Consider the following 23968-nt stretch of genomic DNA (forward strand, 5'->3'; position numbering starts at 1 on the left):
GTCTAGTTGACCGCGGGTAATGCTACACTTCAATGAGATCTTTTATATCCCATTTTACGAGAAATGTAATAGAGTCTGAACGTTTTTTCTTTTCTTCGTAGGACTCTGCAACGACGTTTCGTTGCTTTTGAATTTGTTCAGCGATGAACCCAGCTTCTAATTGATAAGAAGAATGTCTTTTTTGTTTTTGACGTTCAGCGATGAGTGTGCCTTTAAGTTGAAACTGCATTTCACGACGCTTATGTTCAATAATGCTTAAAGTGCCCCAGCCAGCTTTTTCAAAGAACTGAATGACTTCTTCAATTGTGTCTAGTGGATATTTTCTTGCAAGGTTTCTACCGGACCAGTATAAAATACCATCTAGATCGTTACCGATTAAATCAGGTAGTAATTCTTCACGTAGCAATTCGTAAGCGAAGGCGTTCAATGAAACATCTTCTAAAGATGTTGTATCGATTGTATTTTTACTCACAATATTCCCCTCTTTCTATAGGGATTATTATATAACATTTCTCATTTATAAAAACAGATTTTTCTTTGGGAAAATCTGAATATATAAGAAGAAAAAAAGAATTGGCAAATTATATGCAAATTATGTATACGTTTTCTTGACGCTTCGACAAAAATAGGAGTAAAATGAACTTGGTATCAAATTATGCTGAAATATTTCGAATAATTTTTTCAGTTTTTCTTATGCCAATAGTGAAAAAACATTATTGCCATAAACTAATCTGAAAACAGCAGTCAATCATTCAAGGGGGGTAATGGGGACATGAAAGGCCGCGAGTATACGTTTCGTAAGTGGCACTCATTAATGGGGGTCATCCCGGTTGGTGTCTTTTTGACGCAACATTTAATTGTAAACAACTTTGCAACACGAGGAGCAGAGGCTTTTAACAAAGCTGCAGGCTTTATGGAGCTCCTTCCATTCCGGTATGCGCTAGAAATTTTCATTATCTTTTTACCAATACTGTACCATGCTATATATGGCTTATATATTGCATTTACAGCTAAGAACAATGCGGTTTCTTACGGTTATTTCCGTAACTGGATGTTCGTCTTCCAAAGAATTTCAGGTATCGTTACACTGATTTTCATTTCTTGGCACGTCTGGGAAACTCGTATTCAAGCAGCGTTAGGTAAAGAGGTAAACTATGACATGATGGCAGATATTTTAAACAATCCAGCTATGTTTGCATTCTACTTAGTTGGTGTTGTTTCAACAATTTTCCACTTTGCAAATGGACTATGGACATTCTGCATCAGCTGGGGAATTACAGTATCTCCACGTTCACAAAGAATCTCTACTTATGTAACATTAGCTATTTTCTTAGGTCTATCTTATGTAGGTGTGAGTGCATTATTAGCGTTCATCGATCCACAGCTAGCAAACCAGTAAGGAGTGGGAGAGCATGAAAGGGAAACTTATAGTAGTCGGCGGTGGCTTGGCTGGCTTAATGGCAACGATTAAAGCGGCGGAAGCAGGAGTAAATGTTGAACTGTTCTCTTTAGTACCAGTAAAACGTTCGCATTCTGTATGTGCCCAAGGTGGAATTAACGGTGCCGTAAATACGAAAGGTGAAGGGGATTCTCCATGGATCCACTTTGACGATACAATTTATGGTGGGGACTTCTTAGCGAACCAACCACCAGTTAAAGCAATGTGTGAAGCAGCACCTGGTATCATTCATTTAATGGACCGTATGGGTGTTATGTTCAACCGTACGGAAGAAGGACTTCTTGATTTCCGTCGTTTTGGTGGAACGCAACATCACCGTACAGCATTTGCTGGTGCAACAACTGGACAGCAATTACTATACGCATTAGATGAGCAAGTACGTCGTCACGAAGTAGCAGGACTTGTAACGAAATATGAAGGTTGGGATTTCTTACGAGCTGTTATTGATGATGAAGGTGTGTGCCGAGGAATCGTTGCACAAGACTTACAAACTATGGAGATTAGAAGTTTCCGAGCTGATGCCGTGATTATGGCAACAGGGGGCCCTGGTATCATCTTCGGAAAATCAACAAACTCCATTATCAATACAGGTACAGCAGCTTCTGCTGTATATCAACAAGGCGCATATTATGCAAACGGTGAGTTCATTCAAATTCACCCAACGGCAATTCCTGGAGACGATAAATTACGTCTGATGAGTGAATCTGCACGTGGTGAAGGTGGACGTGTTTGGACATATAAAGATGGTAAACCATGGTATTTCTTAGAAGAAAAATATCCGGCTTACGGAAACCTTGTACCTCGTGATATCGCAACGCGTGAAATCTTTGATGTTTGCGTAGAGCAAAAACTAGGTATTAACGGTGAAAACATGGTGTACTTAGATCTTTCTCATAAAGATCCGAAAGAACTAGATATTAAACTTGGTGGAATTATTGAAATCTATGAGAAATTTACAGGTGATGATCCTCGTAAACTACCAATGAAAATCTTCCCAGCTGTTCACTATTCAATGGGCGGGCTATGGGTTGATTATAAGCAGATGACAAGCATTCCAGGTTTATTTGCAGCAGGTGAGTGTGATTATTCTATGCACGGTGGTAACCGTCTTGGAGCGAACTCACTATTATCAGCAATTTACGGTGGTATGGTAGCAGGACCAAATGCAATTGAATATATGAAAGGTCTTTCTAAATCATCAGATGCTGTTCCATCTACTGTGTATGAACAAAATGAATTAATCGAAACAGAGAAATTTAACAATATTTTAACGCTCGATGGTAACGAAAATGCGTATGTTCTTCATAAAGAGCTTGGAGAATGGATGACAGATAACGTTACAGTAGTTCGTGAAAATAAAAAATTATTAGAAACAGATGCAAAAATTGAAGAGTTAATGGCTCGCTACAAACGTATTAACATTAACGATACAGCGAGATGGAGCAACCAAGGTGCTTCATTTACACGCCAACTTGCAAATATGTTTGAATTAGCACGTGTTATTACAATTGGTGCATATAACCGTAATGAGAGCCGTGGGGCGCATTACAAACCTGAATTCCCAAATCGTGATGATGCAAACTTCTTAAAAACTACGATGGCGAAATTTGAAGGAGAAGGAAATGCACCGGCATTCCATTACGAAGACGTGGATATTTCATTAATTAAACCACGTAAACGTGATTATTCTTCAAAACACGATGTAGCTGCTAAGAGTGAAGAGAAGGGGGATAAACAACATGTCTGAGAAAACAATCCGCCTCATCATTACGAGACAAGACGGACCAGATGCGCAAGCGTTTGACCAAGAGTTTGAAATTCCGTATCGTCCGAATATGAATATTATTTCGGCGCTTATGGAAATTCGTCGTAATCCTGTTGATTCAAAAGGAAACAAAACAACTCCGATTGCATGGGATATGAACTGTTTAGAGGAAGTATGTGGTGCATGTTCGATGGTGATTAACGGAAAACCACGTCAATCATGTACAGCGCTTATCGATCAATTAGAACAACCAATTCGCTTAAAACCGATGAAGACATTCCCGGTTGTTCGTGACTTACAAGTTGACCGTAGTCGCATGTTTAATGCTCTAAAACGTGTTAAAGCTTGGATTCCAATTGATGGTACGTATGACTTAGGACCAGGACCAAGGATGCCAGAGAAGAAACGTCAATGGGCTTATGAGCTTTCAAAATGTATGACATGTGGTGTTTGCTTAGAATCATGTCCAAACGTAAATAGTAAATCGGACTTTATTGGACCAGCACCGTTATCACAAGCTCGTTTATTTAACTCACATCCAACGGGTGAAATGCATAAAGCAGATCGCTTACGTGCAATTATGGGTGATGGAGGACTTGCAAACTGTGGTAACTCTCAAAACTGTGTGCAATCATGTCCAAAGGGTATTCCATTAACAACTTCAATTGCGGCGTTAAACCGTGATACAACAATTCAATCGTTCAAAGATTTCTTTGGTAGCGACAATAACTATTAAAAAATATTGCCTCTTCATTTCGAAGGGGCAATATTTATAACTATATTTTTCTGTTTATTCTGTTTATTTTAAAACGAAAAGGAGAGGGAACAATGAAGAGGATTTCTTATATTGAAGACTTTGAGCAATGGGAAAGTGGTTTTTCGTTTTACAATCCTGTAAAGGTTCGTTTTGGTGAAGTAGATATGTTTGGACATGTAAATAATGTCGTTGCCTTCACCTATTTTGAAGAAGCGCGTATCGCATTGTTTAAAGAACTTGGATTTATGCAAGAATGGACGCATGAATCTTCAGAAACGATGATTGTTGTTGCGGATTTACAATGTAATTTTATTAAACAAATATATTTTGATGAACAGTTGAAGGTGTATGTAAAAGCGGGATCAGTTGGAAATTCTTCATTAGATTTGCATTATATGGTGAAGAATGCAGAAGGAGAGGTTTGTTTAGTTGGTCGTGGAATGATGGTCCAAGCGTCGAAAAAAACGGGAAGAGGTGAACCGTGGCCTGAAGAGTGGAAGGAAAAATTAATACAATGATAGAGTGAAAGAAAAATAAGAGAGCAAATTGCTCTCTTATTTTTTGTCTTCCAGCGCCTCTTCTAATGTTAAATGATGTTTATATATGTATGTAGCGTATGGATTTCCAACGTAGCGCAAATGCCACGGTTCATATGAGTATTCTGTTGTTTCTGTTTTATCTTCTAAATAACGAATGACAAAGCCAAATTCATGAGCATGTTTTGCAACCCATTTACCTTCGTTTGTCTCTCCAAAAATAGGCTCTAATTGGAATTTAGCAGATTTTGAACTAATATCCATTGCTAAACCAGTTTGATGTTCACTCGTACCGGGAATGGCACTTACTGAATCCGCCTCAGCTTTTCCTTGGCGTCTAACGTATGTATCATGTAATGATTTTTGGCGTTTGTATGAACGATAACCAGATACAGCTGTAAGTTCAAGTCCTTCTTTCTTTGCCACTTCAAACATACTTTCAAGCGCATTTGCAGCATCTTTGCGCAGCAATGTTTTTTCTTTATCTTTTGGACTAGTAAATGGTACGTTTGGTCTCGTTAAGTCTTCAGGTATGTATCCGTCTGGTAGTTTTCGATGTTTATTAACTAATACAAGATTAGACTCTGGATTTGTTACAACGGAAAAATCATTGTCTAGCTTCTTTGCATTATGATCAGCTTTTGGAAAAGCAGGAATCTCTTCTTTTTGGTGGTTACTATGCTGTTGACTTTCGACAGCTTTCGCATTATTTTGTAATGGTGATTTAGAACTAAAGTAAGCGAAAGAAGTGATACCGATTACAATAGTAGTGGCAGAAATAATAATTATCTTTTTCATGATGCCTTGTAATCACAGTCCTTTCTTAATAAAATGTGTATCGTTTCTTATTATAAGTCTAGTTTAATGAAAAAGAAATATAAGAGTCGTAACGTAATAGAAATGCAAAGAAAATGTCAGAAAATGTGTGAAATTGTAGTATTTTTTCATTTAATTCATTTCTTATCTTTCATGAAATGAATTTTTTATGTAATATATATACATAAGAAGATGTAGCGATTATCGAGAATAAAGAACTTCTTGTATAGACTAGGAGTGAATGGGAATGGATTTTGCAACAATTATTGGACTTATTTTAGGATTTGTAGCAGTGGTAGTAGGGATGGTCGTCAAGGGCGCTGACGTAACAGCCTTATTGAATCCTGCCGCAGCATTAATTATTTTTATCGGTACATTTGCTGCAGTATGTATAGCCTTTCCGATGAATCAACTAAAAAGAGTTCCAAAATTATTTAAAGTTCTTTTTGGTTCAAATAAAAAGGATTTAAGTTATGAACAGTTGCTAGAATTATTTGTTCATTGGACATCAGAAAGTAGAAAATACGGTATTTTGTCTTTAGAGCAACAATTAGACAAAATTCAAGATGAATTTCTTTTACGTGGTATGAAATTTGTAATTGATGGCGTATCTGCAGAAGATTTAGAACAGATTTTAGAAGCTGAATTAGAAGCAATTGAGGAAAGGCATGCAAAGGGAGCTGCAATTTTTTCTCAAGCTGGTACATATGCACCAACATTAGGGGTTTTAGGTGCTGTTATCGGTCTTGTAGCTGCACTTGGTAATTTAACTGATATTGAAAAGTTAGGACATGCTATTTCAGGTGCGTTTATTGCGACGATTTTTGGTATTTTTTCAGGTTATGTATTATGGCATCCATTTGCTAATAAGTTAAAACAAAAATCTGCAGCTGAAATCGAAAAAAAGCGTTTAATTATTGATTGTTTATTAATGTTACAAGAAGGTACATATCCGTTTATTATGAAGAACCGCATTTTAGGTTCACTATCTGCGACTGAGCGTAAAAAGCTAGAAAAAGGAGCAGAGAAAAATGCGGAGTAAGAAAAATAGAAGAGGCAAAAAGAAAAAACATGAGGAACATATCGATGAAACGTGGTTAATTCCATATTCTGATATGTTAACGTTGTTATTTGCACTGTTTATCGTTTTATTCGCAATGAGTAGTATAGATGCAGCGAAGTTTAAACAGATGGCAGTAGCGTTTCGAAGCGAACTAGCAGGTGGAACAGGTAACAAAGAATTTTTAAGTGATCAGAAGCCAAATGATGAAAAGGAATTATCAGCAAGTAGCCTTGAGGCAGAACAAGCAAAAAAACAAGAAGAAGCTAGAGAAAAAGAAAAAAAAGAAATGGATGAATTGAAAGCATTACAAAAAAAGATTGATCAATATATTAATGAGAAACAATTATCCTCTTCTTTTCAAACTAAATTAACTGAAAAGGGATTAATGGTGACAATATTAGAGAATGTACTGTTTGATTCCGGAAAAGCAGATGTGAAGTTAGAATCACTAGGGATTGCGAAAGAAATGTCTAGCTTACTTGTTTCAGCGTCACCTCGTGAAATTACAGTATCTGGTCATACAGATAATGTCCCTATTGCAAATTCCCAATTTGCATCAAATTGGGAATTAAGTACGCAGCGGGCAGTTAATTTTATGCAAGTATTGCTCCAAAATAAAGAATTACAACCAGAAAAATTTAGTGCAATTGGTTACGGAGAATACCGTTCAATTGCTCCAAATGATACACAAGAAGGAAAGGCGAAAAATAGGCGTGTAGAAGTGTTTATCTTGCCTTTAACAGAGAAAGTAAAATAAAGAGGATGGCGAATGCCATCCTCTTTATTTTGCATCAAATGATTTTAAGTTGTCACGACGGATTTTATCTTTTTCTGCATCTGATTTTTTGAAATCATAATCATATAAAGCGCCTTCCCAATCGCCATACATTGGATTTGGGAAAATAATAAATTTCTCCCCAAATTGTGCTTTTGAATCTGAGACTGCTTGGTTTCGGTCCTTTACAGACTTTCCATCAAAACCAGTGAAGTCAGATAAGTTATCACCGAAGAATAAGACGATATCATGTGTTTGAGAAACGAGTTCACGTCGTTTTTCTTTTCCTTTTTCTTTCGGATCTTGTAGTAATATATGTTCTTTTGTTGCTTGAGGAGCGCCTACACGCTCAAGATTTTTAATTGTTGCATCTAATTGGTTCGTTTTACGATTTGAGATGTAGTAAATGTCTACTCCTTTAGACTCTGTATATTTTAAGAAATCAATTGAACCTGGAAGGGCCTCAGCTTCAGCTTTATTAATCCAGTCATCCCATTTATATGGATAGCCTTTGCCTGTTTTTACGCTCATTGCTTGATGAGGACTATTATCTAAAACAGTTTCATCTAAATCAAGTACGATAGCAGGTTTTTTCTCTGTCCCTTTTGCAAGAGCTGCATCAAGTTTCAATTGACCGATATTGTATCCTTGGTAGTACAGTGCTTTCGTTTCACCGGCTGTTTGATACCATAAATCAGCCATTAATTGCTGGTCTGTTAATTTTACTTTCTCTTCTTTCGCCACTGTTTTCTCTTGTGTTCCTGAACATGCTACAAGTGATGTAGATAGAACCGCTACAGATAATAAAGTGGTAATGCCCCTTTTCATCTTCATATGTATCCTCCTTGATGTTAGAAAACCAGTTAATATTATATATCGAAAAATAATATTTTTTGTATGAACATTTGCATATTGTCTTTTGTATATATAGTAGTATGTCCTATATTAGAAAGATGAGAAAAAATGATGGGAATTATTTTGACAAGTTTAATTGTCGAAATGACAATAATAATTGACAAATCATGTAATTTTATTTACAATTTTAACTAAATGAAACAAATGATGGATTAGAGAGATGCTACATAATAAGAGGATGGAGTGTAGTGCTATATTTTATCCTGAATAAACATAGTCTTTGAAAGAGAGTATGAATGATACTAAAGGGGAGGCTTTATACTTTGAGTTTACAAATTCAAAACTTAACGAAACAATTTGGGGAATCAAAAGCAGTTAACGGCTTGCAAATTTCGTTACCAAAAGGTGAAGTGTTAGGATTACTTGGACGAAATGGTGCAGGAAAAACAACGACAATCAAAATGCTTCTCGGATTATTAACGCCTAATGAAGGCTCTATTACATGGGATGGAAAACCATTTGGGACTAGTGGGGTAACGATAGGATACTTACCAGAAGAAAGAGGTTTATATACTAAAAGTAGAGTAATAGACCAGTTGCGATATTTTGGTAGATTAGAAGGAATGACGAAAAAAGAAGTAGATCTTGCTATTGATCATTGGTTAGATCGATTAGCAATACCAGAATATAAAATTAAAACAGCAGGAGAGCTTTCAAAAGGGAACCAGCAAAAAATTCAATTAATTGCTGCTCTTCTTCATAATCCAGAACTTCTCATTTTAGATGAGCCATTTAGCGGACTGGATCCAGTGAATGCTGGAATGTTAGCTAGCATTATTGAAGAACAAGTACAGAGCGGAAAGACAATTATTTTATCTAGTCATCGTATGGAACAAGTAGAGGCTTTTTGCCAACATGTATGTATTTTGAAAAAAGGCGAAGCAGTCGTAAAAGGCCAGTTAAGTGATATTAAAAAACAATATGGTTTTCGTAATTTAACGATTGAAGATACAGAAGTGAATGAGAAGGGATTAGAATCTATACATGTATCGTATGAAAAACAACAAGGCCTTCTTTATGTGCGAGTACAAGATGATGCAGAAGCTCTAAACATTTTACAACAATTACAAGAACAAGGTGTTACCTTACGACAATTTAAGATGTTAGAGCCGACGTTAAACGAAATCTTTGTAGAGAGGGCGAAATAACGATGCGTAAATTTTCTCACGTATTTTCATTTTATTTTAGAGAAGCATTTTTATCTAAAAAATCATTAATTATGAGCGCAATTTTATTTTTAATTGTTTTTGGAATTTTTGCGTTCAATCATCTTACTTCAAATAATGATAAAAATAAGGATAAAGATAAAATTGCAGTTGTGTCAGAGAGTTCTACATATAAAATCCAAAAAGAAGAGTTAACTAAGTTATTACCATCAGCTAAATTAACAATTGGTTCAAAAGAAGATTTCAATAAACTACATAAACAAGTAGAAGAAGGCGAGTTAGACGGCTTGTTTCGTGTAACTGAAAAGAATGGAGTTCCAGAAATTACGTATATGTTTAATGGGTTCGCTAGTGAAACAACTTCTACAATTATAGGTAGTTATTTAAAGGGGCAATATATGGCGGTAACTGTTGCTAAGCATAATGTTTCACCAGAAATTGCACAACAATTACAAACGGACATTTCCGTGAAACAAGAAGCAATAAAAGATCGTTCTGCCTCTGCCGGAATTGCATATTTCTTCATATTCGCTTTATATATGTTTATTGTTGCGTTCGGAAGCACAATTGCGATGAATATTGCTTCTGAAAAAGCTTCTCGCGTTATGGAAGTTATGATTCCGAAAGTAAAACCTCTTACGATGATGTATGCAAAAATTTTAGCGGTTGTTTCAACGGCGTTATTGCAACTTATCATATTAGCATGTGGTTATTTAGTTCCTTATTTACTAGGGTGGATAGATTTAGAAAATGGTTCATTATTTGGCGTAATTGATGTTACAAAGTTAGATGCAAAAATAATCGGTATGTTCTTAATTTATTTTGTTACAGGATATTTCCTGTATGCGATGATGTATGCAGCTGCTGGTGCGGTTGTTTCTAAGACTGAGGATTTGCAAGGTGTAATGCTACCGATTTCAATTTTAATAATTGCAGCATTCTTTATAAGTCTTAAATCATTAGGTGACCCAAATAGTACTATCGTTGTTATAAGCTCTTATGTTCCATTCTTTACCCCGATGGTTACATTCTCTCGCTTTGTAGCTGGCGAAACTGGTATGTTAGAAATTATGATAACATTGGCGGGGCTTTTAGCGACAATCGGTATATTAAGTGCTGTTACAAGCCGCATTTACGTAAATGGTGTAATGAATTACTCAGACAAAGTGAAATTTAAAGACTTAGCGAAATTTATAAAGCGTCAATAATGAGAGAAAAGCATGATTTCCTAATGAAATCATGCTTTTTCTTTATGTATAAATTAAAAATAGTATATAATAATAAGAGTCGTCTTTTAATAGAATGAATAAAAAGGAGGGTGTGCAGATGGGAATTAGTAGTCGTTTTACAGTAGGTGTTCATATGCTGACATTACTTGCGATAGATCGAAACTCTCGCTGTACCTCTGAATGGATTGCCGGTAGTGTGAATACAAATCCAGTTGTGATTCGTCGCATTACAGGAATGTTGAAGAGAGCAGGACTTGTTGATGTACAAGCTGGTAAAGGTGGTACGACACTTGCTCGTGATTTAGAAGAAATTACATTACTTGATGTATATAAAGCAGTGGAAGTTGTAGAAGAAGGACAGCTATTTTCCTTCCATGAAAATCCCAACATTGAATGTCCAGTAGGAGCTAATATTCAATCAGTATTAGAAATTATTTTAATGCAAGCACAAGAAGCGATGGAAAATGTACTTGCAAATGTAACGGTAGATCAACTAGTTACAAATTTAAAGTCTAAAATGAAAGAGTAAAAAAGCGAGCATCCTCATAATGAGGGCTCGCCTTTTTTTATTCAGAAATATTGAAAATTCTATTTTTCAGTATTTAAAATGAATTTACCTACGATAGCTGCTACGATACCACCAAGAATTGGTGCGATGATGAATACCCATAGTTGAGAAAGGGCTTCTCCGCCAGCGAATAAAGCTGGGGCGATACTACGAGCTGGGTTAACAGAAGTTCCAGTTAACGGAATACCTAATAAGTGAACTAAAACTAATGTGAAACCAATTACTAATCCTGCTAGAGAAGAACTTCCTTTTTTACCTGTTACAGCAACGATCACTAAAATGAATACGAAAGTTAAAATAAATTCAACTAGAAATGCTCCAGATAAACCAAGAGTTCCAAAACCGTTTTGTCCTAAATTATCTAAAGGTGTTTTAGCAGATTTTAAAATTGTTACTAACGTTGCAGTTCCTAATAAACCACCTAAAATTTGAGCTAATACATAATAACAAAGTTCCATAGCGTTCATTCTTTTATTGATGAACATAGCTACTGATACTGCTGGGTTAATGTGACATCCAGAAATTGTTCCGATGCTATATGCCATAGCCACAATAGATAGACCGAAAGCCATAGCGATTCCTAATGTTCCAATTCCTTCAATTCCGCCGCCAATGACAGCTACTCCAGTTCCGAATAATACTAGTACAAACGTACCAATAAATTCAGCGATTGCTTTTTTTAACATAATTTACCTCCTATTGTTGCGCATGAACCGTATTATAACATAGGTTTTAGTATAAACCGTTAATGAAATACTATTCTGATAAGGCGCAATAGGGAGACAATAAAAAAGAGTATAGTTCTTTGTTACAGAACCATACTCTTTTTTTATGCTGTTTTTTTCTGTTTAACGACTGGAACAGAACGGTTTAAAATGCTATTTGCAACCATTCCTAACATAATAATAATCATTCCAAGTAGGGAAAGCCCGCCAGGAAATGAACCATTTAAGAAAACAATTTCGCCAAGCACGGTAAAGACCATCGTTCCAGCTTGCGTTGCTTCAACAGCTCCAAGTAGAGCGAGATTATCTTTGGCTAAGTCAGTAGCAAAGAAAAATGTCATTGTCGCTATAACGCCAGAACATAATGCTAACAAAAATCCTTGTAGCATTTGGCTTGATGTTGGAATACCAGTAGTAGAAAATCCGTATATACCAAGTAAAATTGTTATAGGAAGACTGCCTATTGCCATTCCTAATACACGTTGGAATGTATCAAGACGCCCGCCAACAAGTTCCATCATTTTTCGGTTACCGAACGGATATAAGAAAGCAGCTAACACGACAGGTAAAAACCCTGAAATGAACTGAGTTATTGTAATGTGACCTGCAGCAGTTGTTTGCATACAAATTACACCAAGTAAAATAAATAATGCAACGTATAAACTACGAAGTGGAATTTTTCCGCGTACAAGTTTCGTACCTGATTTCGTTTCTATTTTAACGAAAAATAATGGCGAGAGTAGTAAACCTGCTAATATAGTAACTTGCCAAGTTCCAGCAACGAGCCAAACTGGAGAAAAGACAGCTGCAAAACTTAATAAAGAATAGAAACCAATACCAGCAACAGAACCCCACCCGATCCAAGCCAATGGATGTTTCTTTAATTCTTCCCATAACTCCCTTAAGTTTTTGCGAAATAAAACGATAAGGAATAAAATAGGGAGAGCAAATAAAAAACGGAAGGAAGCTGTCCAAGCCCAGCTCGTTCCAGATACATTCATCGCTCGATTTATAATAAAAGTTGCGGAAAAAAAGGCTGATGATAAAAGGCCTAATAAAATTGCGCGCATGAAGTATAGCACTCCTTTCGGAATTTAATGATTATGTATAGTATAATATACTTTATCTAGATAAAAGTAAACTATTTTATATTTTAAGGTGGTTTTATAGATGAAAGAACATGAAGATATGCAAACGAAAGAAGTCATTCAGCAAGTAGGTCAGTTATTAAGGCAAATTCGAAATGAACAAAAATTAAGTTTAGAAGAATTAGCTCAAAAAACAGGGGTTAGTAAATTAACATTAGGAAAGATTGAAAGAGGCGAAACGAATCCGACGTTAGCTGTCATTTGGAAAATAACGAAAGGGTTATCGATTCCTTTATCGAGATTGATGGTTGTTGGAGAACCTGTAGCGGTTGCGCGCTGCGGAGAAGGATTTGCAGTAGACGTAGGACAAGCATGGCATTTAGAAACAATGTTCCGTTATACGAAAGAAACGGGTATGGAAATGCACCGTGCTTGTTTAAGGTCGAATAGTATATATGAACCAGAAGCTCATCATGAAGGTGCTATTGAGCTTGTAACGGTAATGAAAGGGAAAGTATCGATTCAAGTAGAAAGCGATGTTTACGAATTAAATGAGTTTGACTCTATTCAATTTGAAGCGAATAAGAAACATAGTTATAAGAATGAAGAAGATGAAGTGGCGGTATTACATTTAACGATGAAATATTCTTCATGAAAAAATCCCCTATAGAAAAATCTATAGGGGATTTTGTATACACTATGCTCAAATATACGAAAGAATGTTATTAGTAAGAGCGTGGCATAAGTAATAAACAAATAAAATAAACTAAAAACCCCGTCCCAAAACATAAAACTGCAATGACCCAAAGTATGCGAATGAGAGTAGAGCTAATATCAAAATATTCTCCTAAACCACCGCATATACCAAATAGCATTTTATCAGTTTCGGATTTATATAATTTTTTTGACATATTACGATCAACTCCTTTTTATAGCAAACTATATACTTCTATTCTATATGGAAATCTATGAGGAGACTATGAGGTTGTATGACATTTTTTTATAAAGTGAACCGTATTTTACAATTTAGATGTGAGGTCATATAAACAATAAATCTAATTTATAGCGCAGTATAATAGTTTGCGATAAAAATAAAAAGGCCTTAGGTAGCAAAATTTAAGCTACCAAAAAGGCCTCATATTATTGTTTCATTTTATAGTTGAATTGTTGATGTATCCAATGTGAAAACAGAAAACAAATACTTAGTGAAAGAGTAACCGCTATACTAACCCAAATGCTCGTTAAAGGACCGATTAAGAAGTAAACTACATAACCGGTAAGAGCACCAATAATCGAGATGAGCGGTATAATGATGCTGATTTTTTGCTTGCTGAAAATAACGAATAATATTGTGATGATAAGAGATGTATAAAGAATACCAAAGAAAAAAATATTTTCTAAAATCGTATAGTTTGTAGTAATTGTAATGAAAAAAGCTAAAAATCCGATAGTGATAGAAATAAAATGAGTTGTATATAATTTGAAATTTATTTTTGTAGGTATCATCGGTATAAAATCTCGAATGAGTTTAGTAAATCCATGTATCCAAGAAATAAAACTAGAAGTTATTGCGCTTAACGAACCGATAACGAGCAGATAAAATAAAATGGTAAATTCTATTTTTTTTGGAAGCTGGACTAGAAGATCGTATAAATGATCTAAGCTCCCACTAAAGATAACTATCATAATTAGAGAAGCGAATGCCAAAGGGATAGTAATCCATATAAATCCTGATAGTAAAAAAGTTGGAATAATTTTTTTAGGATGAATACGGAAAGCTTTATCCCAAGATGCAGGGCTTATTAATACTCTTCCTGTTTCAATGAGAATACCGGCAGTAAGAAAATATATTCCATTTCTATTTTCATAAAATAGCAAGTACGGGTGATATAAGCGGATTCCATCGTATACATGGGTAATGCCATCTTGCACAAAAAAATAAATTGGAATAATGATCATAGTAGAAAACATTAATACAGTTTGCATAATAGCCATTTTAGTAAATAGCTTAGCGTTACTTAATATTACGAATATTGTACAAAGGGTAATGAAAAGGAAAGAACCCAATGTATATGGAATATGGAAAAAAACATTAAGTAAAATACTAGCAACTTTCGTTTGAATGAACATACTTTCTATACTTAATAGAACAAGGAAAGAGCATACAATTATATATCCTTTGCGAGAAAGTTTATAAGATAAGTAATCGTGAATGGATTCTCCTTCTGGGAATGTAGAACGTATTTTTTTTATTAAAATCCCCAATAAAATAAGAGTAAAAGGGCCAATCATCGCATAAAGAATACCAGCGATTAGCCCATAATTAATAATCGATTCAGGTAAAGCGAGCGTCGATATACTTGCGACCCATTTAGATAATAAAAGAACAGTACCAGTTCCAATGCCTAATTGTAAAGGTGTGAAAGCTGAGTTGTTTTTCTTCACAATTTATCCCTCGCCTCTATATTCTTTCGGAGTCATTCCGGTCATCTTACGAAAAACAGTGCTGAAATAATGCTGACTATTAAAACCAGATCTTTCAGAGATTTGAGAGATACACCAATGTGGGTGTTCCATTAAATATTTCTGTGACATTTCAATCCGATATTGCATGATATATCCGGAAAATGAAACCCCTACTTCTTCATGGAATTTTCGGCTTAAATAAGTCGGATTTGTATGTACTTTAGTTGCGATGTCTGCTAAGTGTAGTTTGTCATGAAAAGTTTCATGGATGATGTCTAATGTATCTTGAATAATACGTGAGTAGGAAGGGGTATTAGCATCTCCTTTGTACTTTTGTAATATATCGATGAGTTCTTTCTCTATAATTGGCTTTGTTATGTAGTCAATAACGCCTAGACGAATAGATTGTTTTGCATAATCGAAATTTTGATATGCGGTTACAATAATGATATCGAGGTTAGAGTTATTATTTTTTAATTTCTCACCTAGTTGTAGGCCGGATATGCCCGGAAGGTGAATATCTAAAAGTGCCAAATGAATTGAGAATTTTTCATTTATACGTAAAGCTTCAGCCGCATCTAAAGCTAGATGTAATGTCCAATTAGGGAACTGACGGTGGATAAGAAATTCTAATTGTTCCAGTTCCAGTGGTTCGTCATCTACTAATAGCACATTCATTTTTGTATTACCTCCTCTGTGTTTTTTTCTGTGATGAAAGGCCATGTGATTTCTACTTTCGTGCCATTCTCTTTTGTAGAGAGGAAAGAGAATGTAGTTTGTTCTTGAAAGAATAACTGAAATCGTTGTTTTATATTTTCAAGTCCGTATCCGCTTTCTTCCGTATGGGAAGTAAATGGTTCGTTTTGAGTACCGTTGTCGGATACTAGAAGTGTAATTCGGTTATTTGTATTGTGTAGATGAATATTTAAAATAGCTTGACCAGCTTTTTTTTCAAGACCGTGTTTAAAAGAATTCTCAACTAACGTTTGAATAACGAAAGGTGGAATATAAGCATTCTGTAAATCTTCAGAAGAAGTAATATTTATTGAAAGTCTCGAGCGAAACCGCATTTTTTGAATCTCAATATAATAATTCGTATAAGCCAGTTCTTCAGAGATTGGAATTAACAAATCTGTTGTTTTATATTTTCCTTTCAAAAATAGAGAAAAGATCTCGAGTGATTTGACAACTTCATCTGTTCTCTGTAGACGAGCTAAGCTCAAAATTGTATTTAATGTATTGAATAAAAAATGAGGCTGAATTTGTTGCGTAAGTTGATGATATAAAGACTGTTGCAACTCTCGTTCCAGTGCTATTTTTTTCTTTTCACTTTCTAGTAAATCGATTCGTTTTTCAAAAATAAATAAACATAATAAAATAATAGCTCCAAAAATTGGAGCTAAGACAAGTATAGTTATTAATACAGCAAATGCTTCATAAGTTAACATACATACCTCAATCTTGTTTTTTATTATTATACTAAAGCGTTGTAAATGTTTCTATTATTCAGACTCGGATCAAATGATATGACAGGCTACTTTATGACCTTCGCTTATAGATTGAAAACTTGGTTGCTGCGTAGCGCATTTTTCAATGGCATACGGACAACGAGTATGAAAACGACAGCCTTTTGGCGGGTTTAGAGGAGAGGGGAGGTCTCCTTTAAGTTCAATGCGTTCTTTTTTCGTTCCTGCACTAATGGTAGGAATTGCTGAGAGAAGCGCTTTTGTGTAAGGGTGTTGCGGATTGTTAAAAAGAGAATGTTTGTCGGCAATCTCCACAATGGTACCAAGGTACATTACAATGATGCGATCTGATATGTGACGAACGACAGCTAAGTCGTGAGAGATGAATAAATATGTTAACCCGTATTGTTGTTGCAACTGCTTTAATAAATTTAAAACTTGTGCTTGCACTGAAACATCTAAGGCGGAGACAGCCTCGTCACAAATAATGAGTTTTGGATTAACAGCTAAGGCGCGTGCGATTCCGATTCTTTGCCGTTGACCACCGCTAAATTCATGTGGATAGCGCTTCACTGCATCAGGTGGAAGACCAACTTTCCCGAGCAGCTCAATAACTTTCGCCATTCTTTCACCTTTTGGGCATACGTTTTGAATGGCTATAGCTTCTTCTAAAATGCTCCCTACAGTTTGCCTAGGGTTTAAAGAAGCAAAGGGATCTTGAAAAATAACTTGTAAATCTTTTCGAACCTTTCGCATTGCTGAGTTATTTAATTCTAGTAAATCCTTGTCTTGAAAAATAATTTTTCCACTTGTTGCTTCATCAAGGCGTAATATTGCACGCCCAGTGGTGGATTTTCCGCAACCAGATTCACCAACAATACTAACAGTTTCCTTTTCGTAAATTGTAAAGCTAATATCGTCAACCGCTTTAATATAGTTAATAGAGCGTCCTAGAATTCCTTTTTTTATAGGGAAGTATTGTTTTAAGTTTTGTACTTGTAATAACTCTTTTTTATTTATTTGCGTAGCAGTAGACATATTATAATACCTCCAATTTTTCTGAAGATGATTTATCCCAAAGGTCTGTAAACATCCAGCATCGAACTTTACTTCCATCTTGTGTGAGTTGAAGTTCTGGAAGAGTATTGTGACATAGTTCTTTTGCATGTGTGCATCTATCAGCAAAGCGACATCCGCTCGGCATATGGTATGGACTCGGTACGGATCCAGGAATAGTTTGTAACTCTTCTTGGTCTGTATCGAGTCTTGGAAGAGATTGAAGAAGTCCGATTGTATAAGGATGTTTTGGACTAGTAAATATATGCTCGATATCTGCATATTCGACGATTTTTCCAGCGTACATAACGGCGACTCTATCGCATGTTTCTGACACGACTCCTAAGTCATGTGTAATCATGATAATTCCCATACCGAGTTGTTTTTGAAGTGATTTCATAAGTGATAATATTTGGGCTTGAATTGTTACATCAAGAGCAGTTGTTGGTTCGTCTGCAATGAGTAAATCTGGATTGCAAGCAAGTGCCATTGCAATCATAATGCGTTGTCGCATTCCTCCGCTTAGTTCATGAGGCTCTTGTTTTGCACGCTTTTCAGGAGAAGGAATTCCAACTAGTTTCAACATATCTACGGCTTTATTCCAAGCTTCCTTTTTATTTAATTTTTGATGGATACGAATTGCTTCTGCGATCTGTTCCCCAACAGAATATACTGGATTCAAAGATGTCATTGGTTCTTGGAAAATCATTGAGATTTGATTTCCGCGAATTGCACGCATTTCAGCTTCGTTTTGTTGTAATAAATCTTTTCCTTTAAATAAAATGCTCCCCTCAATTTTACTGCCGCTTTCTCGGTCAATTAATCTCATAATGGATAGAGAAGTGATACTCTTCCCACAACCAGATTCACCTACGATGCCGAGTGTTTCTCCTTTAGAAACAGAGAAATTTAAACCATCAACCGCTTTGCTTACACCTTCGTCCGTAAAGAAATGTGTTTTTAAATCTTTAACTTGTAATACCTCTTCCTTTTTATTCATGTTTGTGCACCCCCTTAATTAAGTTCAATACGTTTATTGAAATGACGGTATAAAATATCAACAATAAGATTGACTAGAACGAAGATGACCGAGGCGATTAATACGCCTCCTTGTAACATTGGTAAGTCTCTCATTCGGATAGCGTCTACGATCAATCTTCCAAGTCCATTTATAGCAAAAACTGATTCTACTAAAACTGTACCGCCTAAAAGGGCACCAAATTGTAATCCAACAACAGTAATAACGGGAATTAATGCGTTTCTCAAAGCATGTTTATATATAACAACTCTTTCTTTTACCCCTTTTGCTCTTGCTGTTCGTATATAATCTTGGCGTATAACATCAAGCATACTTGAGCGAGTCATACGTGCTACAATTGCTGCGCCAGATGCACCAAGTGTAAGTGCTGGTAAAACCATGTGCATCCAAGTTCCCCAACCAGAAACCGGGAATATTTGAATTTGGACAGAGAAGTAGAAAATGAGCATAAGTCCAAACCAAAAGCTTGGTAATGAGACACCTAACAAAGCGATAATCATAATAGAAACATCTGTCCAAGAATATTGCTTTGTAGCAGAGATGATACCAGCAATCATCCCAATTACAACTGTAATGACGATACTACACAGTGCGAGTTCAATAGTGATTGGAAGGCGGATTAATACTTCGTCTAACACTGGGCGGTTAGAACGAATTGAAACCCCGAAATCTCCTTGTAATATATTTCCGATATAAGAGAAATATTGCATGATAAAGGGTTTGTCTAATCCTAATTGATGGCGTATTTGCTCGACAGTTTCTTTTGATGCTCCTTCACCAGCGATAAGGAGAGCTGGGTCACCGGGTACCATTTGCATAATTAAGAAAACGACGAATACAACGCCGAAAAGAACGGGAATTAATTGTAGTATTCTACGAAAAATAAACATTAGCATGTATAATGCCCCTTTCTATTTTTTAAGTCTCGGATCTAGTGCATCACGTAATCCGTCACCAAACATGTTTAAACCGATTACGAGTGTAGACATTGCGATTCCAGGAAACATTGCAATATGTGGTGCGGTAAATAAAAAGTCGCGCCCATTACTTAACATGGCACCCCATTCAGGTGAAGGTGGTTGCGCTCCAAGTCCTAAAAATGATAATCCAGCTGCAGATAAAATTGCTGTAGCTAAGCGTAAAGTAGCTTGGACGATAATAGGTGATAAGATATTAGGGAATATGTGTTTCATAATAATAGTAAAATCATTTGCCCCTAGTGCTCTTATAGCATCGATATACTCTAATTTTTTTACTGTTAATGTAGAAGCTCTAACGATACGAGCGAACATAGGGATTGAGAAAAAGCCAATAGCGATAATTACGTTCACAAGACTTGGTCCTAGTGCGCCTACAATGGCAAGAGCAAGTAAAATACCAGGGAAAGCTAGCATAATATCAATGATTCGCATAATGATTGTGTCAAACCATCCACCGTAATAACCAGAAATGATACCAAGAATAATGCCGAACAATGCCCCTATAAATACAGAAGAAAATCCAACAAGTAACGAAAGGCGTGTCCCGTGTAAAAGGCGGCTTAAAATATCTCTGCCTTTATCATCTGTTCCCATCCAATGTTCCATAGATGGTGGTTGTAATTTGTTAACTAACTGAATATCAAATGGATTGTAGGGTGCTAACAATGGGGCAAATATAGCTATTAAAATATAGAAAAGAACGATAATACCCCCGATAAATGCCATCTTATTTTTTTTCAGTTTTCGATAGCTAATGATCCATTTCGATGTGTTCTTCGTTTGAATTGTTTGCAAAGAAGTATTTTCTTCTTTAGAAAGACGAACTTCCATTTTTTATACCTCCCTTTCTTTCTTTATGATTAAATTATCAGAAAATTAAAACAAGTCAACAAGTTTAAAACAATAAGTAAAGAAAGTGCAAATAGAAGTAAAGATGTTTCAAAATAATTCAGAAAATTCAATAAGTAAAGAAAGTGCAAATAGAAGTAAAGATGTTTAAAAACTTTTTTCGCAAAGTTATTTATAATTACAAATACATAGACGAAATTGAAAAAGAAAGGGTGGTGGAATGATCTGCTATTAGAAAGTAGGGGATAGAAAGCTAGATGTAAGGTTTCACTTTAGGATGTAGAGATAAAAGAAAGTGGAGGGGGAAGGGCGATGAGATTCAAAAGGGGACTTGTGATTTGTTTTATCACAATTTTATGTCTTTCAGTTTTTCTAGCGGGGTGTTCATCTAATACGAAGACAGGAAATGAAGGATCAGGAAGCAATGGAACAAAAGAAGGCGGTGTTTTAACAATTGCTAGACTGTCAGATGCTGATAATTTAGATCCGCATTTTATTACAAACATCCCTTCCGCAAGTGTTGTGTACCATAAAGTATATGAAAATCTTGTACAGCGAGATAAAAACATGGATTTTAAGCCGATGTTAGCAAAGGAATGGAAACAAATTGATGATTTAAATTGGGAATTTAAGTTGCAACAAGGAGTGACATTCCAAGATGGTGCACCATTTAATGCTGAGGCAGTAAAGAAAAACTTTGAACGTGTATTAGACCCGAAAGTAGGTTCAAATCGAGCAACTGTTTATTCCATGATTCAAGAAATAAAAGTAATTGATGAATATACAGTACAGTTCGTATTGAAATACCCATACTCACCTCTTTTATCTATTTTCGCAAGTAATGAAGGAAGTATTTTAAGTCCGAAGGCAATTGATGAAAAAGGGAAAGGCTTAGCGCAGCATCCGGTTGGGACAGGTCCATATACTTTTAAATCATGGAAACCAGGTGAAGAAATTCGCCTTGAAAAGAATAAAAATTATTGGGGTGAAAAATCAAAGATTGATGAAGTGGTATTCAAAGTAGTACCAGAAGATGCAACACGTATTGGAATGATTGAAACTAGTGAAGCTCACATTGCAGAGAATTTACCTGTAACTGAAGTAGAACGTGTGAAAAATTCACCATCTATGGAGTTAATTGAAAATGAAGGTTTAGGTGTAGAATATATTGGATTTAATGTACAGAAAAAGCCATTTGACAACCCGCTCGTTCGTCAAGCGATTGCACATGCAATTGAAACGAAAGGGATTTTAAAAGGGGTATATAACAATGTTGGGACTGAAATAAACTCCGTAATGACTCCTAAAGTGTTCGGTTATACGAAAGACGTAAAAGGATATAAGTATGACATTAATACTGCGAAAAAATTATTAGCAGATGCTGGTTATCCAAATGGATTTAAAACAACAATTTGGACGAATGACAGCAAAGTTAGAATGGCGTTAGTGGAAGTAATTCAATCTCAATTAAAAGGGATTGGCGTTGATGTAGAAATTAAAGTTATGGAATATGGTGCGTTTTTAGCTGCAACGAATAAATCAGAACATGCGATGTTTGTTGGAGGATGGGGAAACGCAACAGGTGATGGTGACTATAATCAATATAATTTATTCCATTCTAGTTCACACGGAGCAACTGGTAACCAATTTTTCTATAGTAATCCGGAAGTAGATAAATTAATAGAAGAAGCTAGAAAAGAAAAAGATGAGACGAAGAGAAAAGAATTGTATAAACAGTTACAAGAGATTGAATTAAAGGATGCTTTACTAGTACCAATTCGAGGGATTAATCATATTGCGGCAACTACGAAAAATATAAAAGGATTTTGGATTGATCCATCTGGGTATTTGCGACTGGAAGGTGTAGAACTACAGTAAAATAGAAAATTCTATCAGTGTAAAAATGATTTTACACTGATAGAAATTTTTATCTGTTTTTGTTTCGTTTGTAAGTAGAAAAATCATATTGCGAAGGGAGATTGACAAAGTGAGTGTGAAATCACAATATTGGTTAACGAATGTAAAACTTGAATGTGGGTACGTATATGAGGAAGCGCGAATTACAAGTACAGAAACAGAAATTTGTAGTTTATTTATTGAAGATGGAAAGATTACGAACATATTACCTGGAATTGTATCAGAGCAAGATGGTGAAGTAGTAAATGCAAATGGTTTACTGGCATTACCAGCATTTGAAGAAATGCATATTCATATTGATAAAACGTATTATGGTGGACCATGGAAAGCATGTACACCAGTAAAAAGTATATTCACTCGTATTCATGAGGAGCAAACTATTCTTCCGAAGCAATTAGAAACTGCAAAGAGTAGAGCGGAGAAAATGTTGCAATTACTTCTTGAAAATGGAGCGACAAATATTCGAACACATTGCAATATTGATCCTGTAATTGGTCTTGGGAATTTAGAAGCAACGATTGCGGCACTGGAAACATATAAAGATAAGTTATCAGCAAAAATTGTAGCATTCCCGCAACATGGTTTGTTAAGAAGTAATTCCGTAGAGCTTGTAAAAGATGCTATGCGTATGGGAGCTCATTTAGTAGGTGGAGTAGACCCAGCCACAGTAGATGGTAATATTGAAAAATCATTGAATACAATTATGGATATTGCAGTAGAGTTTGATTCAGACATTGATATTCATTTACATGATGCGGATCAACTTGGAACATTTACAATGAAGAGATTAGCTGCACTAACAGAAGAAGCAGGGTGGCAAGGAAGAGTTACGATTAGTCATGCTCTTGGACTTGGAGATGTATCTGTAGAAGAAGCGGAGGAAATGGCTGAACGACTTGCGGCATTAGGTATTGATATAACGTCAACAGTTCCAATTAGTAGACATGTAATTCCAGTTCCGTTATTAAATCGTAAAGGTGTAAAAGTTTCGCTAGGAAATGATAGTATAACTGATCATTGGTCTCCGTTTGGGACAGGAGATATGTTGCAAAAGGCAAATTGTCTAGCGGAGAGATTTAGATGGATTGATGAGCGCTCTTTAGGGAAAGCACTTCAGTTTATTACGGGTGGGAAATCTATATTAGATGATCAAGGAAATCGTCAATGGCCAAAAATTGGGGATGAAGCAAATATCGTCTTTACAGAAGCATCATGTTCAGCCGAGGTAGTAGCAAGACAAACGGAGCGCTGTGCGGTTTTATATAAAGGGAATGTTGTTGCTGGTAGTTTGGAAAAAACGGCTATAAATAATCTTGTTTGAGAGGATGATTGA

General features: G+C 35.6%; 25 protein-coding genes. 12 read left to right on the forward strand and 13 right to left on the reverse strand.

Annotation, left to right across the window (positions count from 1 at the left end; genetic code table 11):
* Positions 1 to 22 precede the first annotated feature (22 nt).
* On the reverse strand, positions 23 to 472 hold the full coding sequence (locus tag QCI47_RS04775) for a YslB family protein (RefSeq protein WP_000042220.1): 450 nt from the start codon (positions 470 to 472) through the stop codon (positions 23 to 25).
* 300 nt (positions 473 to 772) lie between these two features.
* Between QCI47_RS04775 and sdhC the strand changes: the two genes are divergently transcribed.
* The 4 genes from sdhC (at position 773) to QCI47_RS04795 (ending at position 4499) form a co-directional block, all read left to right on the forward strand.
* On the forward strand, positions 773 to 1399 hold the full coding sequence (gene sdhC / locus QCI47_RS04780) for a succinate dehydrogenase cytochrome B558 (RefSeq protein ID WP_000678352.1): 627 nt from the start codon (positions 773 to 775) through the stop codon (positions 1397 to 1399).
* 13 nt (positions 1400 to 1412) lie between these two features.
* The gene (gene sdhA / locus QCI47_RS04785; protein WP_071741889.1) at positions 1413 to 3206 is read left to right on the forward strand and encodes a succinate dehydrogenase flavoprotein subunit; all 1794 of its coding nucleotides are present in this window, start codon (positions 1413 to 1415) and stop codon (positions 3204 to 3206) included.
* Positions 3199 to 3960, forward strand: a complete 762-nt coding sequence (gene sdhB, locus QCI47_RS04790) for a succinate dehydrogenase iron-sulfur subunit (RefSeq protein WP_001291826.1) — start codon at positions 3199 to 3201, stop codon at positions 3958 to 3960. The genes sdhA and sdhB overlap by 8 nt, the downstream gene beginning before the upstream one ends.
* Positions 3961 to 4052: 92 nt before the next feature.
* Positions 4053 to 4499 (forward strand): acyl-CoA thioesterase, encoded by a 447-nt coding sequence (locus tag QCI47_RS04795; protein WP_000822738.1) that lies wholly within the window; start codon positions 4053 to 4055, stop codon positions 4497 to 4499.
* A gap of 36 nt (positions 4500 to 4535) precedes the next feature.
* Here QCI47_RS04795 and QCI47_RS04800 read toward each other — a convergent pair whose 3' ends face one another.
* A complete protein-coding gene (locus tag QCI47_RS04800) occupies positions 4536 to 5315 on the reverse strand; it encodes a M15 family metallopeptidase (protein ID WP_074543105.1) in 780 nt (259 codons plus the stop codon).
* 265 nt (positions 5316 to 5580) lie between these two features.
* On the opposite strand from QCI47_RS04800, the gene motA reads away from it, so the two are divergent.
* Positions 5581 to 6375: a flagellar motor stator protein MotA gene (motA, locus tag QCI47_RS04805; protein WP_000344858.1), complete on the forward strand. Its 795-nt coding sequence runs from the start codon at positions 5581 to 5583 to the stop codon at positions 6373 to 6375.
* Positions 6365 to 7153: a flagellar motor protein MotB gene (gene motB / locus QCI47_RS04810; protein WP_001256745.1), complete on the forward strand. Its 789-nt coding sequence runs from the start codon at positions 6365 to 6367 to the stop codon at positions 7151 to 7153. Before motA ends, motB begins: the two co-directional genes overlap by 11 nt.
* Positions 7154 to 7177: 24 nt before the next feature.
* Here motB and QCI47_RS04815 read toward each other — a convergent pair whose 3' ends face one another.
* A complete protein-coding gene (locus QCI47_RS04815) occupies positions 7178 to 8005 on the reverse strand; it encodes a 5'-nucleotidase, lipoprotein e(P4) family (protein WP_061132083.1) in 828 nt (275 codons plus the stop codon).
* A gap of 344 nt (positions 8006 to 8349) precedes the next feature.
* Here QCI47_RS04815 and QCI47_RS04820 point away from each other — a divergent pair, with 344 nt between their 5' ends.
* The 3 genes from QCI47_RS04820 (at position 8350) to QCI47_RS04830 (ending at position 11010) form a co-directional block, all read left to right on the forward strand.
* Positions 8350 to 9234 (forward strand): ABC transporter ATP-binding protein, encoded by an 885-nt coding sequence (locus QCI47_RS04820; protein WP_353811709.1) that lies wholly within the window; start codon positions 8350 to 8352, stop codon positions 9232 to 9234.
* 2 nt (positions 9235 to 9236) lie between these two features.
* Positions 9237 to 10460 carry an ABC transporter permease gene (locus QCI47_RS04825; protein ID WP_001224962.1) on the forward strand — a complete coding sequence of 408 codons (1224 nt, stop codon included), beginning with the start codon at positions 9237 to 9239 and terminating at the stop codon, positions 10458 to 10460.
* 118 nt (positions 10461 to 10578) lie between these two features.
* Entirely contained in the window at positions 10579 to 11010 is a 432-nt protein-coding gene (locus QCI47_RS04830; RefSeq protein ID WP_000512998.1) for an Rrf2 family transcriptional regulator, read from the forward strand.
* 59 nt (positions 11011 to 11069) lie between these two features.
* Here QCI47_RS04830 and QCI47_RS04835 read toward each other — a convergent pair whose 3' ends face one another.
* Positions 11070 to 11735 (reverse strand): MIP/aquaporin family protein, encoded by a 666-nt coding sequence (locus QCI47_RS04835; protein WP_000913198.1) that lies wholly within the window; start codon positions 11733 to 11735, stop codon positions 11070 to 11072.
* 143 nt (positions 11736 to 11878) lie between these two features.
* Positions 11879 to 12844 (reverse strand): DMT family transporter, encoded by a 966-nt coding sequence (locus QCI47_RS04840; RefSeq protein ID WP_309422294.1) that lies wholly within the window; start codon positions 12842 to 12844, stop codon positions 11879 to 11881.
* A 100-nt stretch (positions 12845 to 12944) separates the two neighbouring features.
* Here QCI47_RS04840 and QCI47_RS04845 point away from each other — a divergent pair, with 100 nt between their 5' ends.
* Positions 12945 to 13517, forward strand: coding sequence for a helix-turn-helix domain-containing protein (locus QCI47_RS04845; protein WP_000658051.1), 573 nt, complete (start codon positions 12945 to 12947; stop codon positions 13515 to 13517).
* A 70-nt stretch (positions 13518 to 13587) separates the two neighbouring features.
* Here the strand turns inward: QCI47_RS04845 and QCI47_RS04850 are convergent, their stop codons facing one another.
* The 8 genes from QCI47_RS04850 to nikC all read right to left on the reverse strand — a co-directional run bounded on the left by QCI47_RS04850 (position 13588) and on the right by nikC (position 20700).
* Positions 13588 to 13773, reverse strand: coding sequence for a PspC domain-containing protein (locus QCI47_RS04850; protein ID WP_000038791.1), 186 nt, complete (start codon positions 13771 to 13773; stop codon positions 13588 to 13590).
* A gap of 229 nt (positions 13774 to 14002) precedes the next feature.
* A complete protein-coding gene (locus QCI47_RS04855) occupies positions 14003 to 15307 on the reverse strand; it encodes an SLC5/6 family protein (RefSeq protein WP_353811710.1) in 1305 nt (434 codons plus the stop codon).
* 3 nt (positions 15308 to 15310) lie between these two features.
* Complete coding sequence (locus QCI47_RS04860; RefSeq protein WP_001101757.1) at positions 15311 to 16006, reverse strand: response regulator transcription factor; 696 nt, start codon at positions 16004 to 16006, stop codon at positions 15311 to 15313.
* Positions 16003 to 16776, reverse strand: a complete 774-nt coding sequence (locus tag QCI47_RS04865; RefSeq protein ID WP_000958967.1) for a sensor histidine kinase — start codon at positions 16774 to 16776, stop codon at positions 16003 to 16005. Before QCI47_RS04865 ends, QCI47_RS04860 begins: the two co-directional genes overlap by 4 nt.
* Before the next feature lie 69 nt (positions 16777 to 16845).
* The gene (locus tag QCI47_RS04870; protein WP_000102013.1) at positions 16846 to 17832 is read right to left on the reverse strand and encodes an ABC transporter ATP-binding protein; all 987 of its coding nucleotides are present in this window, start codon (positions 17830 to 17832) and stop codon (positions 16846 to 16848) included.
* Position 17833: 1 nt separating this feature from the next.
* The gene (locus QCI47_RS04875; RefSeq protein ID WP_001034321.1) at positions 17834 to 18850 is read right to left on the reverse strand and encodes an ABC transporter ATP-binding protein; all 1017 of its coding nucleotides are present in this window, start codon (positions 18848 to 18850) and stop codon (positions 17834 to 17836) included.
* A gap of 14 nt (positions 18851 to 18864) precedes the next feature.
* Positions 18865 to 19785, reverse strand: a complete 921-nt coding sequence (gene nikB / locus QCI47_RS04880) for a nickel ABC transporter permease (protein ID WP_000928487.1) — start codon at positions 19783 to 19785, stop codon at positions 18865 to 18867.
* 15 nt (positions 19786 to 19800) lie between these two features.
* A complete protein-coding gene (nikC, locus tag QCI47_RS04885; RefSeq protein ID WP_000453816.1) occupies positions 19801 to 20700 on the reverse strand; it encodes a nickel transporter permease in 900 nt (299 codons plus the stop codon).
* Positions 20701 to 21030: 330 nt separating this feature from the next.
* On the opposite strand from nikC, the gene QCI47_RS04890 reads away from it, so the two are divergent.
* On the forward strand, positions 21031 to 22596 hold the full coding sequence (locus QCI47_RS04890) for a glutathione ABC transporter substrate-binding protein (protein WP_001211304.1): 1566 nt from the start codon (positions 21031 to 21033) through the stop codon (positions 22594 to 22596).
* Positions 22597 to 22705: 109 nt separating this feature from the next.
* Entirely contained in the window at positions 22706 to 23956 is a 1251-nt protein-coding gene (locus tag QCI47_RS04895) for an amidohydrolase family protein (protein ID WP_076867538.1), read from the forward strand.
* Positions 23957 to 23968 lie beyond the last annotated feature (12 nt).

This window comes from Bacillus cereus group sp. RP29, assembly GCF_040459765.1.
GTDB classification, from domain to species: Bacteria; Bacillota; Bacilli; order Bacillales; family Bacillaceae_G; genus Bacillus_A; species Bacillus_A paranthracis.

Coding starts and splice junctions, on each gene's coding strand:
- sdhC (WP_000678352.1), top strand. CDS start 773: ATGAAAGGCCGCGAGTATACGTTTCGTAAGTGGCACTCATTAATGGGG.
- sdhA (WP_071741889.1), top strand. CDS start 1,413: ATGAAAGGGAAACTTATAGTAGTCGGCGGTGGCTTGGCTGGCTTAATG.
- sdhB (WP_001291826.1), top strand. CDS start 3,199: ATGTCTGAGAAAACAATCCGCCTCATCATTACGAGACAAGACGGACCA.
- QCI47_RS04795 (WP_000822738.1), top strand. CDS start 4,053: ATGAAGAGGATTTCTTATATTGAAGACTTTGAGCAATGGGAAAGTGGT.
- QCI47_RS04800 (WP_074543105.1), bottom strand. CDS start 5,315: ATGAAAAAGATAATTATTATTTCTGCCACTACTATTGTAATCGGTATC.
- motA (WP_000344858.1), top strand. CDS start 5,581: ATGGATTTTGCAACAATTATTGGACTTATTTTAGGATTTGTAGCAGTG.
- motB (WP_001256745.1), top strand. CDS start 6,365: ATGCGGAGTAAGAAAAATAGAAGAGGCAAAAAGAAAAAACATGAGGAA.
- QCI47_RS04815 (WP_061132083.1), bottom strand. CDS start 8,005: ATGAAGATGAAAAGGGGCATTACCACTTTATTATCTGTAGCGGTTCTA.
- QCI47_RS04825 (WP_001224962.1), top strand. CDS start 9,237: ATGCGTAAATTTTCTCACGTATTTTCATTTTATTTTAGAGAAGCATTT.
- QCI47_RS04830 (WP_000512998.1), top strand. CDS start 10,579: ATGGGAATTAGTAGTCGTTTTACAGTAGGTGTTCATATGCTGACATTA.
- QCI47_RS04835 (WP_000913198.1), bottom strand. CDS start 11,735: ATGTTAAAAAAAGCAATCGCTGAATTTATTGGTACGTTTGTACTAGTA.
- QCI47_RS04840 (WP_309422294.1), bottom strand. CDS start 12,844: ATGCGCGCAATTTTATTAGGCCTTTTATCATCAGCCTTTTTTTCCGCA.
- QCI47_RS04845 (WP_000658051.1), top strand. CDS start 12,945: ATGAAAGAACATGAAGATATGCAAACGAAAGAAGTCATTCAGCAAGTA.
- QCI47_RS04850 (WP_000038791.1), bottom strand. CDS start 13,773: ATGTCAAAAAAATTATATAAATCCGAAACTGATAAAATGCTATTTGGT.
- QCI47_RS04860 (WP_001101757.1), bottom strand. CDS start 16,006: ATGAATGTGCTATTAGTAGATGACGAACCACTGGAACTGGAACAATTA.
- QCI47_RS04865 (WP_000958967.1), bottom strand. CDS start 16,776: ATGTTAACTTATGAAGCATTTGCTGTATTAATAACTATACTTGTCTTA.
- QCI47_RS04870 (WP_000102013.1), bottom strand. CDS start 17,832: ATGTCTACTGCTACGCAAATAAATAAAAAAGAGTTATTACAAGTACAA.
- QCI47_RS04875 (WP_001034321.1), bottom strand. CDS start 18,850: ATGAATAAAAAGGAAGAGGTATTACAAGTTAAAGATTTAAAAACACAT.
- nikB (WP_000928487.1), bottom strand. CDS start 19,785: ATGCTAATGTTTATTTTTCGTAGAATACTACAATTAATTCCCGTTCTT.
- nikC (WP_000453816.1), bottom strand. CDS start 20,700: ATGGAAGTTCGTCTTTCTAAAGAAGAAAATACTTCTTTGCAAACAATT.
- QCI47_RS04890 (WP_001211304.1), top strand. CDS start 21,031: ATGAGATTCAAAAGGGGACTTGTGATTTGTTTTATCACAATTTTATGT.